The sequence below is a fragment of the Microbispora sp. KK1-11 genome (assembly GCF_006874435.1).
Lineage (GTDB): Bacteria > Actinomycetota > Actinomycetes > Streptosporangiales > Streptosporangiaceae > Microbispora > Microbispora catharanthi.
In genome coordinates this window covers 103,515-115,782 of record NZ_VIRJ01000012.1, presented here as the reverse complement: position 1 = coordinate 115,782, position 12,268 = coordinate 103,515, and the positions used below count along the sequence as shown (strand labels likewise).

Annotated in this window: 9 protein-coding genes; 3 read left to right on the top strand and 6 right to left on the bottom strand. The window is 70.6% G+C overall.

Annotated features, from left to right (window positions below):
• Positions 1 to 9: 9 nt before the first annotated feature.
• Positions 10 to 2,472, bottom strand: coding sequence for a leucine--tRNA ligase (gene leuS / locus FLW16_RS19090; RefSeq protein WP_142561452.1), 2,463 nt, complete (start codon positions 2,470 to 2,472; stop codon positions 10 to 12).
• Positions 2,473 to 2,911: 439 nt separating this feature from the next.
• Between leuS and FLW16_RS43775 the strand changes: the two genes are divergently transcribed.
• Positions 2,912 to 4,303, top strand: coding sequence for a hypothetical protein (locus tag FLW16_RS43775; RefSeq protein ID WP_185949491.1), 1,392 nt, complete (start codon positions 2,912 to 2,914; stop codon positions 4,301 to 4,303).
• A 73-nt stretch (positions 4,304 to 4,376) separates the two neighbouring features.
• Here FLW16_RS43775 and FLW16_RS19080 read toward each other — a convergent pair whose 3' ends face one another.
• The 4 genes from FLW16_RS19080 to FLW16_RS19065 form a co-directional block, all read right to left on the bottom strand.
• Positions 4,377 to 5,327 carry a hypothetical protein gene (locus FLW16_RS19080; RefSeq protein ID WP_142561451.1) on the bottom strand — a complete coding sequence of 317 codons (951 nt, stop codon included), beginning with the start codon at positions 5,325 to 5,327 and terminating at the stop codon, positions 4,377 to 4,379.
• 76 nt (positions 5,328 to 5,403) lie between these two features.
• Positions 5,404 to 6,687 (bottom strand): cytochrome P450, encoded by a 1,284-nt coding sequence (locus FLW16_RS19075; RefSeq protein WP_142561450.1) that lies wholly within the window; start codon positions 6,685 to 6,687, stop codon positions 5,404 to 5,406.
• Positions 6,688 to 6,753: 66 nt separating this feature from the next.
• Positions 6,754 to 7,767 (bottom strand): hypothetical protein, encoded by a 1,014-nt coding sequence (locus tag FLW16_RS43770; protein ID WP_185949490.1) that lies wholly within the window; start codon positions 7,765 to 7,767, stop codon positions 6,754 to 6,756.
• A 34-nt stretch (positions 7,768 to 7,801) separates the two neighbouring features.
• Complete coding sequence (locus FLW16_RS19065) at positions 7,802 to 8,791, bottom strand: GlxA family transcriptional regulator (RefSeq protein ID WP_142561449.1); 990 nt, start codon at positions 8,789 to 8,791, stop codon at positions 7,802 to 7,804.
• 99 nt (positions 8,792 to 8,890) lie between these two features.
• Between FLW16_RS19065 and FLW16_RS19060 the strand changes: the two genes are divergently transcribed.
• The gene (locus FLW16_RS19060) at positions 8,891 to 9,310 is read left to right on the top strand and encodes a hypothetical protein (protein ID WP_221891155.1); all 420 of its coding nucleotides are present in this window, start codon (positions 8,891 to 8,893) and stop codon (positions 9,308 to 9,310) included.
• A gap of 10 nt (positions 9,311 to 9,320) precedes the next feature.
• Here FLW16_RS19060 and FLW16_RS19055 read toward each other — a convergent pair whose 3' ends face one another.
• Positions 9,321 to 10,589 carry a cytochrome P450 gene (locus tag FLW16_RS19055; RefSeq protein ID WP_142561448.1) on the bottom strand — a complete coding sequence of 423 codons (1,269 nt, stop codon included), beginning with the start codon at positions 10,587 to 10,589 and terminating at the stop codon, positions 9,321 to 9,323.
• 148 nt (positions 10,590 to 10,737) lie between these two features.
• On the opposite strand from FLW16_RS19055, the gene FLW16_RS19050 reads away from it, so the two are divergent.
• Positions 10,738 to 12,264: a long-chain fatty acid--CoA ligase gene (locus FLW16_RS19050; protein WP_142561447.1), complete on the top strand. Its 1,527-nt coding sequence runs from the start codon at positions 10,738 to 10,740 to the stop codon at positions 12,262 to 12,264.
• Positions 12,265 to 12,268: the final 4 nt, after the last annotated feature.

The window sequence follows — 12,268 nt, the reverse complement described above, 5'->3', positions numbered from 1 at the left end:
GGTCACCCGCTACGGGACGATGTTGACGAGCTTCGGCGCCCGCACGATCACCTTGCGCGGCTCGCCGTCCAGGTAGGGCCGGACCTTGTCCGACGCCAGGGCCAGGGCCTGCAGGTCCGCCTCGGAGATGTCCGGGGAGACCTCCAGCCGGTCGCGGACCTTGCCCGCCACCTGGACCACGGCCGTGACCGACTCCTGGACCAGGAGCGCCGGGTCCGCCTCGGGCCAGCCGGCCTGGGCGACCGACGGCGCGTGCCCGAGCCGCTCCCAGCCCTCCTCCGCGACGTACGGCGCGACCAGCGACAGCATGATCGCCAGGGTCTCCGCGGCCTCGCGGACGGCCGGGTCGGCCGCGCCCGGCCCGGTGTCGATCGCCCGGCGGGCGGCCGTGGTCAGCTCCATCATGCGGGCCACCGCGACGTTGAACCGGTAGCTCTCGACGAGCTTGGTCACCTCGTCGATGGTCCGGTGGGTGACCTTGCGCAGCTCGACGTCGCCGCCGGAGAAGTCCTTCCCCGGGGCGGACGCGGCGCCGGCCTCGGCCATCACGCGGAACGCGCGGGCGAGGAACTTCTGCGACGCGGCCGGCGAGACGTCGGCCCAGTCGATGTCGTCCTCCGGCGGCCCGGCGAAGACCATGGTCAGCCGCACGGCGTCCACGCCGTACGCGTCGATCTGCTGGCCGAGGTCCACGCCGTTGCCCAGCGTCTTCGACATCGCCTTGCCCTGGTTGATCACCTGGCCCTGGTTGAGCAGGCGCAGGAACGGCTCGGTGAAGCCGACCATGCCCATGTCGTGCAGGACCTTGGTGAAGAACCGGGAGTAGAGCAGGTGGAGCACCGCGTGCTCCACGCCGCCGACGTACTGGTCGATCGGCCCCCACTTACGGACCTTCTCGACGTCGAACGGCCCGTCCTCGAAGTGCGGGTCGCAGTAACGCAGGAAGTACCACGACGAGTCGACGAACGTGTCCATCGTGTCGGTGTCCCGCTGGGCGGGTCCGCCGCACTTGGGGCAGGAGACGTTGACCCAGTCGGCGGCGCTCGCCAGCGGCGAGACGCCCTTCGGCTGGAGGTCGGCGCCGCGCAGGTCGGGCAGCGTGACCGGGAGCTGGTCGTCGGGGACCGGAACCTCGCCGCAGTCCAGGCAGTGGATGATCGGGATCGGCGTGCCCCAGAACCGCTGCCGCGACAGCAGCCAGTCGCGCAGCCGGTAGTTCACCGCGGCCTTGCCGGTGCCGCGCTCCTCCAGGACCTCGATGATCTTCTGGATCGCCTCGGCCTTCGTCAGCCCGTCCAGCGGGCCCGAGTTGACCAGGGTGCCCTCGCCCGGGGTGGCGACGCCGGTCTCGCCGGGGTCGGCCAGGCCGGTGTGCACGACGACCTGCACCGGCAGGCCGAACTTCCGCGCGAAGTCGAGGTCACGCTGGTCGTGCGCGGGCACCGCCATGATCGCGCCGTGGCCGTAGTCGGACAGCACGTAGTCGGCCGCCCAGACCGGGATGCGCTCCCCGTTGACCGGGTTGATCGCGTATGTGCCCAGGAAGACGCCGGTCTTCTCCTTCTCCGTGGACAGCCGCTCGATGTCGGAGAGCTTGGCGACCTCGGCGCGGTAGGCGGCCAGCGCCTCACGCTGGTCGGGGGCGACGATCTCCTCCGCCAGCGGGGCGTCGGCGGCCACGACGAAGAACGTCGCGCCGTACAGCGTGTCGGGGCGCGTGGTGTAGACGGTGACGGGCTCGTCCCGGCCCTCGATGCGGAACTGGACGTCGGCTCCAGTGGAGCGGCCGATCCAGTTGCGCTGCATGGTCAGCACGCGATCCGGCCAGCCGCCCTCCAGCTGCTCCATGTCGTCGAGCAGCCGGTCGGCGTAGTCAGTGATCTTGAAGTACCACTGCGTCAGCTCGCGGCGGACGACGTCGGCGCCGCAGCGCTCGCACTTGCCCGCCACGACCTGCTCGTTGGCGAGCACGGTCTGGTCCTGCGGGCACCAGTTGACCAGGCCGCCCTTGCGGTAGGCCAGGCCCCGCTCGTAGAAGCGGGTGAACAGCCACTGGTTCCAGTGGAAGTACTCCGCGTCGCTGGTGTGCAGGCGCCGCGACCAGTCGAAGGAGATGGCGTACCGCTTGAACGAGTTCGCCTGGGTCTCGATGTTCTTGTACGTCCACTCGGCGGGGTGGGCGTTGCGCTTGATGGCCGCGTTCTCCGCAGGCAGGCCGAAGGAGTCCCACCCGATCGGGTGCAGGACGTTGTAGCCCTTCTGGAACCAGTAGCGCGCGACGACGTCGCCGATCGCGAAGACCTCGCCGTGCCCCATGTGGAGGTCGCCGGAGGGGTAGGGGAACATGTCGAGCATGTACTTGCGCGGCCTGGTGTCCGCGAGGTCCTCGACCGCCGCGAAGGGGTTCAGCTCCTCCCACCGCGGCAGCCACTTGGCCTGCAGCGCCTGCGGGTCGTACACCGGCTCGTCCACTTCCACTCCTCGCCTGGCGGCTGGAATCACACAGATGAAGGCGCCCGCCGGGGGCAGGGTCCCCGCGTCGCGGTCCGAGGCACACGGTCTCCGCGCTCTCACGCTCCGAGACGGCTGCCCGCTCAGCAGGGTGGCGGCACGCGTGTCAAGCGTAGCGCAGACCGCAACCGGGACGCGGATCGATCTTGCGGGCTGACCTCGCGTGTCAAAGCGTGATATCCGATGGTGACAGATCCGTTGTGGGCTCTTATGTCCATTCCCCTACTGTGCTGCCGTGGCCAACTCATTCCCGCCCGCGGATTTGCCGATGCAGGACCCGCCCACCGACCCCACAGGTGAGCAGTTCCGCGAGGCATTCCGCGGTTTCGCTGCGGCAGCCCCCGGCGCGCATGAGATCATGCCAGGCACCCCTAATTCGGGCATGATCTCGGGAGGTACCGTGCCCACGGACCGCAGCGAACACCAGCGGGAGCCGGCGTGGCCGGAGATCCCGCCGGCCTGGCCCGAGATGCCTCCGCCCTCGTCCTTCACCCCGACCGTCCGGTCCTTCGTCGAGGGGGCGCCGCAGCAGTCCGCGGACGCGGCCGCGACCATGGCAGGTCCGCTTCCCGGCACGGCTCCGAGCCGGCCCTTCTCCGCCTTCGACGCCCCAGAACGCTTCAACGGCTCAGACGGCTCCAACGGCGCACAGGGCTTCGGCGGCCCCGCACCGGCGTACGGCATGCCGGGACCCGCGGGCCCTGGTCAGGACCAGAGCCGACACCAGGGGCAGAGCCAAGGGCAAGGCCAGAGCCAAGGGCAGGGCCAGGGGCAGGGGCAGGGGCAGGCCGGCCCGCACGGGGGCCCGTTCCCGGGCGGCCCGGACCACCCGCGGCCCGCCGCGCCCTTCACCCCTTCGGTCCGCTCGTACGCCGAGTCCGCCCCGCCCGCCTCCACCGCGCCGCCGCCCCCTCCCCAGCCGGAGGACCCGTACCGGCCGTTCGTGACGGCGGGACAGATCAGCGGGCCCAAGACGCCTCCCGCGCACCGGCAGCAGGAGCTGTGGAACACGGTGTTCGGGGAGAACTACCAGGCCATCGACGAGTACGAGGAGGACGAGCCCGGCCGGCCGGTCTGGCTGTACGCGCTGGTGGCCTCGGTCGTCGCCGCGCTCGTCGGGGTGCTCGTGTGGGCGTTCGCCGCCGGGCCGCTCAGCTCCGGCGACGCGGCCGAGGCGGCGACGTCCGCGAAGCCCTCCCCCGTCAAGACCGGCGTTACGACCAAGCCGCAGGCACAGATTTCGTCGCGGCTGCCCGTCTACAAGGGCACGGCCTCCCCCGTGAACGGCGTGCTCACCGACACCGCGGGCCGCATCACGCTGCCCAAGCTCGGCGGCCCCTGGCAGGCGGACGCCGACCCGGCTCAGACCAAGGCGACGTACGGCTTCACCAGCAGGCAGTACGTGCCGGCCGGCATGACGACCAAGGGCAAGCGCGAGTTCGCCGTGGTGATGTCGGGCCCCCTGTCGCAGTCGCTGGCCGCGAAGTACACCACACCCGACAATCTGGGCCCGGTGGTCAACGCGGTGATGTACCGGGCACGGCAGACCCAGTTCCCCAAGGACAACAAGGTCGCCAAGGTCGCCCAGCAGCGCCTGGCGCGCAACAACCTCACCGGGCTGGCGGCCGCCTACAAGGTGACCGCCGACGGCGCGACCACCACGGTCGTGGTCGCGGCCGTGAACACCGGCGCCGACCTTCCCACGATCGTCTACATGGCCGTGCCCCAGCTCAAGGACGACCTGCTCCCCGACATCAACACGGTCTTCCGGTCGATCAAGCCCCTCGCCTGACCATGGAACCGGGGATTCGACGCCGGTGCGCGGGCGGGCCTGCGCACCGGCGCGGCGGATCCGTTCGAAGCCCCTACAGGGCCGTCGCTTCCATGTATCCCCACCGCTGGGCGTTGGGCACGAACACGTAGACCCAGTGCCCCTGCGACCGGCGCTTGTCGCTGACGTGGACGTGCCACCCCGGCAGGACGTTGCCGATGACGAAGTTGGCCTCGTCGCGCAGGGTGGCGTTCCGAGTCACAAGCCTGCGCTGCTCGACGATTCGTGCCGGGGGCAGGGTGAAGCCGACGGGGCGCCATCCTGAGGGCGAGACGTTGCCCCGGCCCTCCTGGATCCTGTCCGGCACCGGTTGGCCCGCCGGATAGTCCTGCTGGGGAACCGATCGGCCGATGCAGTCGCGCCGGGTGAAGCCCCACCAGGGGAAGGCGTCGTGTGCGCGTCCGGGATCCGAGACGAGAGCCCAGTCGCCGTCGACGTTGTACCGCCAGATGAGGTGGCGCCCGGCGGGGATGGTGGAGGTCGTGTTCGCGACGACCCCGGGCTTGGGGTAGTTGAGATAGACCGTGCAGGTGCTGCCGGCGGCGTAGCGGACGAACAGCTTCGTTCGCGCCGCCGTCGCCGTACGGGCGACAGCCTGCGCGTCGCTCCTGGCACCCGCGGCGGCGTTTGCCGCGGCGGGCAGGCAGAGCACCGCCGCCAGTGCGAGCGTCAGCGGCGCCCCGGCGGCGCGCAGCCGATGGGCGGCGAGGCCGAGTCCGCATCGGGCGACACCGTGGAGACCGCGGGAGCCCTGGCGCCCGATGGCGAGAGAGGACATCGGCACCCCGCCGGCCTGCGGGTGCCGCGGGCCGCCGCCGTCGGCGTCGGCGTCGGCGTCGGCGTCGGCGTCGGCAGCGGCCGGTTCGAGGTGGCCGCGCGGGACTTGTGGCTGCGCGACCGCTACAGGGAGCCGCTCGTGCGGCTCCCGCATGGTCTCGTCGTGACCGACGCGGGCGGGGGCGACGCCACCGGCCGCTACCGCCACGTGTCCACGACGGACGGAAGGAACGGCTGGGTCGACCCCGCCTACCTCAAGCCTCGTTGCCGATGATCTGACCGGTTCAGAACTCGCAGGTCATGTGCTTGATGCCGTTGATGAAGCTGGACAGCAGACGCTCCGGCTCACCCGCCTCGATCTGGGGGACCCGCCGCAGCAGCTCGCGGAACATCGCGGTGATCTCGCGGCGGGCCAGGTGGGCGCCGAGGCAGAAGTGGGGACCCGGGCCGCCGAAGCCGACGTGCGGGTTGAGGTCGCGCCGGATGTCGAAGCGCAGCGGGTCGTCGAACACCCGCTCGTCGCGGTTGGCCGCCCAGTAGTACAGCAGGACCTTCTCGCCCTCGCGGTAGAGGTTGCCGTTCATCTCGTGGTCGCGGGTGACCTTGCGGCGCATGTAGTTGACCGGCGCGGCCAGCCGGACGATCTCCTCGATCGCGCGCGGCGCCCGGCCCTCGAAGTCCTCCAGCCACAGCGCCCGCTGCTCCGGGTTGACCGTGAGCAGGCGCATGCCGTGCGAGATGGCGTTGCGGGTGGTCTCGTTGCCGGCCACGACGAGCAGGATGAAGAACGAACCGAGCTCCTGGGCCGTCAGCCGCTCCCCGTCGATGTTGGCGTTGACCAGGGACGAGGTGAGGTCGTCCGTGGGCGTCTCCATCCGCAGCGCGGCCAGGTCCTGGACGAGCTGCTGCAGCTCCATCCCCGCGGTGAGCAGCGCGTGGGCGATGTCCTCACGCTCGCTCACGTACTCGGGGTCGGTGGCGCCGAGGACGATGTTCGAGCGGTCGAAGACGAACTGGTAGTCCTTTTCCGGGATGCCCATCATGTCGCAGATGATCTTCAAGGGCAGCCTCGCGGCCACCTCGGTGACGAAGTCGCAGCCGGGGCCGGTCTCCAGCAGCTCGTCCACGATGCGCGAGGCCGCGGCGTCCACGTCGGACTCGAACTGCTTGATCATCCTCGGGGTGAAGGCGCGCGAGACGATCCGCCGCAGGCGCGCGTGCCGCGGGTCGTCCATGTTGATCATCGAGCCGAAGTATTCGGCGAACTCCGCCGGCAGGTCCGGGATGTTGGTGGCCCCGCCGTCGCCCGAGCAGAAGACCTCGGGATTGCGGCTCGCCTCGAGGATGTCGGCGTGCCTGACGAGCGCGTGGTAGCCCGGCCCGGTGACGCCGCCCAGACTGAACTCGGGTTCCGGGAAGAAGGCCGGCTTGTCCAGGTCGCGCAGCAGCCGGAACGCGTGCTCCCGCTCCTCGTCCGGGCGACCCCAGAAGTCCCAGTCGTTCAGGTCGATGTCCGCCGCCGAGGTGATGGGCGCGCGCTCCGCGGGCTCCGTCGGCTGTGTCGTCATGGTGGGGGCCGGCCCTTCCGAGTGACTAGAATCACATTCGGTTTCCAGTCTGCCACATCGGCCGGTTCAGCCACAGTGGGTCAAGCGGGCGTGCTCGCGCCGGCAGCGCGGATCCCAGTGCGCACCGAACCGCGTCAGTGAGGCGGCCAGGTCGGGGTGCGCGGCGGCCCAGACGTCGTCGAAGAGGAACCACTGCCGGTGCCCGAAATGTCCGTCCATGTGGATCGCCATCTGGGCCAGGTGGCCGCCGCACCGGATGAGCGTGCGACCCGGGTCGCGTCCGTCCACCGGGACGCGGTCCTCCAGCAGAGGCAGCGCGTGCTCGTGCGCCCGGGGGTGTGGAGCACTGATCTCGGGCACCCACTCCTCCAGAGGCCCCCAGCGGTTGCAGCGCTCCAGTGCGGGCGCGATCTCCTCGTCGCCGGGGGCGACCAGGGCACGCAGGGCACACAACTCGTAGGACAGGGCACCAGGGTCCGCCTCGCGCAGGGCCGCCGCGAGCCCAGGCAGCCGTACGCCCGGGAACGCACCCGGCCATGAACCTCCCACGCTGTTGCAGGTGGCGTGAAATGTGATCAGCACGGCGTACGTCACGCCCTCCCCGCCGGGCGGCGCGGGAGTGAGGACGTCGACCGGGACCGGAGGCGTGAACCCTTCCCGGGCGGGATGCGCGCTCAGGGGCAGTTCCCAATCCGCGTTCAGGAGATAGGCCCACCGATCCGGCTCGGATGCCACCACGTGGTCGTCCACGAAGAAGTACGCCAGCTCGACCTCGTCGTCATCGGTGAGCACTCGCACGCTGTGCCGGTCGACCCGCAGCGTCCGTTCGACGTACAGGTGCTCCTTGAGCATCCGGCGCAACTCGGCATGGGTGCGGGGGGCCGGCAGACCGGTCTCGAAGATGGTGTGCAGACCGTAGACGTCCGCGCCGAGTTCGCGCTCCACCCACGTGTACGCGTCCTGCGACGCGGCGTCATCCCACACCCTGCGGAACCAGTCGAGCACCGTGGCATCGGGGAAGTGCCGGACGAGCCGGCCGGACGGCCCCTCGTAGACGCTGCGGTAGACGAAGTAGACCACGCCGCCACCATCGCAGGCGGCCCCGACAGAATCGTCACCTGTCGTCGCCGAAGGAGGACGGCAACGCGGTCGCCTGGGTCAGGCGGTAGCGCGAGGGCGGGATGCCGTACAGGTCGACGAACGCCTGGCGGAGGGCCTCGGCCGTCCCGAAGCCGCAGCGGGCCGCGATGGCGGCCATCGGCAGCGACGTGGAGGCGAGCAGGTGGGCTGCGGCCTCTGTGCGGGCCCGGCGCACGAACCGGCCCGGGGTCTGTCCCGTGTGCTTGAGGAACAGCCGGGTCAGGTGGCGCTCGCTCACGCCCGCGCCGGCCGCCAGGGCGGCGGTGGACAGGTCGGCGTCCGGATGCCCGGTGACATGGTCGACGACGCGCTTGACCAGGCCGTCGCCGGGCGGCGGGCCCTCGGTGAACATGCTCATCTGCGCCTGGTTGCCGGGTCGTTGCAGGTACGTCACCAGGTTGCGGGCCACCTGTCTGGCGAGGGCGGGGCCGTGGTCCTCCTCGATGAACGCGAGCGTGACGTCCAGCGCGCTGGTGACACCGGCGGCGGTGGTGACGTTGCCGTCGCGGATGAAGATCGGGCGGGCGTCGACGGAGATCTCCGGGTGGCGGGCGGCGAGCGTGTGCGCGAACTGCCAGTGCGTGGTGGCGCGCCGCCCGTCGAGCAGGCCGGCGGCGGCCAGCACCGCCGCGCCCGTGCACACCGACGCGACGCGGCGGCTCTCCCGCGCCAGCCGCCGGATGTGGCCGACGATGACCCGGTTGGCCGCCGCCTCCTCGTGCCCGATTCCCCCGGAGACGACAAGCGTGTCCAGCGGCCCCGTGACGCGTTCGAGCGCCTGCTGCCCCTGGAGCGTCAACCCGCTGCCGCAGGTGACGGGCAGGCCCGACGGGGTGGCCAGGCACACGTCGTAGCACGGGGACGCGCCATGAGCGTTCGCCATGATCAGGGTCGACGTCACGCACGCGATGTCCACGAGCTCCGCCGCGTGATACCCGACCACGACCATGCGCCGTTGGGTCATGACCACGACTCTAGGCCGGACGGACGGAGAGCCCAAGATTTCGGACCCGTCCCCGTCTCCCTCCTTGGCGCGTCCGGGGGCCGCCCGGACAGTTGGGCCATGACTCACACCACGCCTGGAAGGCCCACCGGTCACCGCCCCGCCACGCGGCGATGGGGCCGTTTCGCCATGCACTACCTCGAGATGGTGGTCGCGATGTTCGCGGGGATGTTCGCGCTCGGCCTGCTGTGGTCCGCGGTGGGGATCGAGCCCGCGTACGCCCGCGATCCCGAGCTCGCCTATCTGCTGATGGCGTTCGACATGTCGGCCGGCATGGCCGTCTGGATGCGCGTGCGCGGCCACGCGTGGGCCCCGATCCTGGAGATGTGCGGCGCGATGTTCGCCCCGGTCGTGCCGTTGTTCCCGCTCCTGTGGCTGGGCCTGATCGACGGCATGGGCCTGATGGTCGCGGCCCACGTCGCGATGTTCCCGCTGATGCTGGCGGCCATGCTGCGGCGCCGCGACGAGTACGCCCACTGACGTCAGTGCTTCAGAAGCGGTAGCTCATGTGCTTGACGCCGTTGACGAAGTTGGACAGCAGGTAGGACGGCTCGCCCACGGAGCGGACGGCGGGCATGCGGTCGAACAGTTCCCGGAACATCACGGTGATCTCGCGGCGGGCGAGGTGGGCGCCAAGGCAGTAGTGGGGGCCGTGGCCGCCGAAGCCGACGTGGGGGTTGGGACTGCGGGTGATGTCGAAGACATCGGGATCGCGGAAGACCGCCTCGTCCCGGTTCGCCGAGTTGTAGAACAGCAGGACCTTGTCACCCGCGCGGTAGTCGTGGCCGTTCATCGCGTGGTCCCGTGTCACGGTGCGCCGGAACTGGATGACGGGGCTGGAGTAGCGGACGATCTCCTCCACGGCGCCGGCGACGCGCCGGTCGAAGTCCTCAAGCAGCAGCGCGCGCTGATCGGGGTGGTCGGTGAGCAGTTTGAGCCCGTGGGCGATGGCGTTGCGGGTCGTCTCGCTGCCCGCGACGACCAGCAGGATGAAGAACGAGCCGAGTTCCTGGGCGGTCAGGCGTTCCTCGCCGTTCACGAGCGTGCTGGTCAGGTCGTCGGTGGGCCGCCGGCGGCGCTCCCCTGCCAGGCGACGGGCCAGCGCGTTCAGGTCGTGCCCGGCCCGCAGCAGCGCGGCCAGGCCGCGGGCCGTGGTCCAGCGGCCGAAGGATGCGTCCGGCCGGGACGGGTCGACGGCGACGCCCGAATATTCGGAGTCGGCGTTGGCCAGGATCGTGTTCGTACGGCGCAGCACCCGGTCGTGGTGTTCGGCCGGGATGCCCATCATGTCGCAGATCACCCGTACGGGTAGTCGGGCCGCGATCTGGGTGACGAAGTCGCCCGGCCCCTCCCGCACGGCCCCGCCGACGATCTCCCGGGCGGCCCGGCCCAGGTCCTCCTCCATCTTGGCCAGGATGCGCGGGGTGAACGCCCGCGAGACGATCCGCCGCAGCCGGGCGTGCCGGGGATCGTCCATGTTGATCATTGAGCCGAAGTAGACGGCCAGCCAGCGCGGCATGTCGGGGATGCTGTTGGCCGTCGGCTCGCTGCTGAAGACGGCCGGGTCGCGGCTCGCCTCGGTCACGTCGGCGTGCCGTACGAGCGCGTAGTAGCCGGGGCCGTGACCGATGAAGGGGATCTTGTTCTCGCGGAAGAAGACGGGCCGGTCGAGCGCGCGCAGGCGGCGGAACGCCTCGTGCCGCTCGGCCTGGGGCAGCCCCCAGAACGGCATGTGGGACAGGTCGACTGCCGTGTCCATGCCGCCCACTCTTGTGCGAGGGCACAGCATCGTCAAGGGTCGGGAACGCCCTTGTAACCGGACCCTCAAAATCCACTCCCCGAGCCGTTACGCTGAGGTACCTACCGGTTGGTATGGACCGAGGGTCCGACAGAAGAGGGAGCGGCAGATGCTCAACCTGGCCGTCGTGCTGGAAGACAGCGCACGGGAGAAGCCCGACGCCACCGCGGTCGTCTTCGGCGACATGCGCCTGCCGTACTCGCTCGTGAACACCGTCGCCAACCAGGTCGCCAACCTGCTGGTCTCGCGCGGCATCGGCAGGGGCGACAAGGTGGCGCTGGCCTGCCCCAACCTGCCGTACTTCCCGTTCGTCTACTACGGGATCCTCAAGGCGGGCGCGACCGTCGTCCCGCTGAACGTGCTGCTGCAGGCCAGGGAGATCGCCTACCATCTGGACGACTCCGACGCCAAGGCCTTCTTCTGCTTCGAGGGCTCGCCGGAGCTGCCGTTGGGCGAGCGGGGCCGGGCCGGTTTCGCCGACGCCGAGGGCGCCGAGCACTTCTTCGTGCTGCCGGCCACGCCGTTCGCCACCGAGTCCGAGCTCGGCGAGACGCTCTGGGCGGCCCTCGACGGGATGTCCGGCGAGTTCGAGACCGTGCAGACCTCCGCCGACGACACGGCGGTGATCCTCTACACCAGCGGCACCACCGGCCAGCCGAAGGGCGCCGAGCTCACCCACCAGAACATGGTCATGAACGCCATCGTCAGCGACGAGATGTTCCCCCGGCAGGCGGAGAACACCTATCTCGTCGCGCTGCCGCTGTTCCACTCCTTCGGCCAGACGGTGCTGATGAACGCCGGGTTCCGGCGCAGCGGCGCGCTCGTGCTGCTGCCGCGCTTCGAACCGGCCGAGGCCCTCACGCTGATGAAGCGCGAGAAGGTCACGCTGTTCGCGGGGGTGCCGACGATGTACTGGGCCATGCTCACCGCCGTGCACGCCGGGACGGCCGAGGTGCCGTCCTCGCTGGTCACGGCGGTCTCCGGCGGCTCGGCGCTGCCGGTCGAGGTGCTCAAGGACTTCAGCGCGACGTTCGGCGTGGACATCCTGGAGGGATACGGCCTGTCGGAGACCTCCCCCGTGGCCTCGTTCAACCAGCCGGGCAGGCCCGCGAAGGCCGGCTCGATCGGCACGCCGATCTGGGGCGTGGAGATGAAGCTGGTCGACGCCGACTGGAGCACGGCCGGCGACATCGGCGAGATCGCCGTCCGCGGCCACAACATCATGAAGGGCTACTACAACCGGCCCGAGGCGACGGCGCAGGTCATGAAGGACGGCTGGTTCCGCACCGGCGACGTGGCCCGGCGCGACGAGGACGGCTACTACTTCATCGTCGACCGGGCCAAGGACATGATCATCCGGGGCGGCTTCAACGTGTACCCCCGGGAGATCGAGGAGGTCCTCATGACCCACCCCGCGGTCTCGCTCGCCGCGGTCGTCGGGGTGCCCCACGACTCCCACGGCGAGGAGGTCAAGGCGTACGTCATCCGCAAGCCCGGCGCCACGACCACCGAGGAGGAACTGGTGGCGTGGTGCCGGGAGACCATGGCGGCCTACAAGTACCCGCGGATCGTGGAGTTCCGCGAGTCCCTGCCGATGACCGCCACCGGCAAGATCCTCAAGCGCGAGCTGCGCTAGAGCC

Excerpts from the sequence above, each read along its gene's own strand:
- FLW16_RS19065 (WP_142561449.1), bottom strand. The coding sequence starts at position 8,791 with ATGACCCAACGGCGCATGGTCGTGGTCGGGTATCACGCGGCGGAGCTC.
- FLW16_RS19060 (WP_221891155.1), top strand. The coding sequence starts at position 8,891 with ATGACTCACACCACGCCTGGAAGGCCCACCGGTCACCGCCCCGCCACG.
- FLW16_RS19050 (WP_142561447.1), top strand. The coding sequence starts at position 10,738 with ATGCTCAACCTGGCCGTCGTGCTGGAAGACAGCGCACGGGAGAAGCCC.
- FLW16_RS19075 (WP_142561450.1), bottom strand. The coding sequence starts at position 6,687 with ATGACGACACAGCCGACGGAGCCCGCGGAGCGCGCGCCCATCACCTCG.
- FLW16_RS19055 (WP_142561448.1), bottom strand. The coding sequence starts at position 10,589 with ATGGACACGGCAGTCGACCTGTCCCACATGCCGTTCTGGGGGCTGCCC.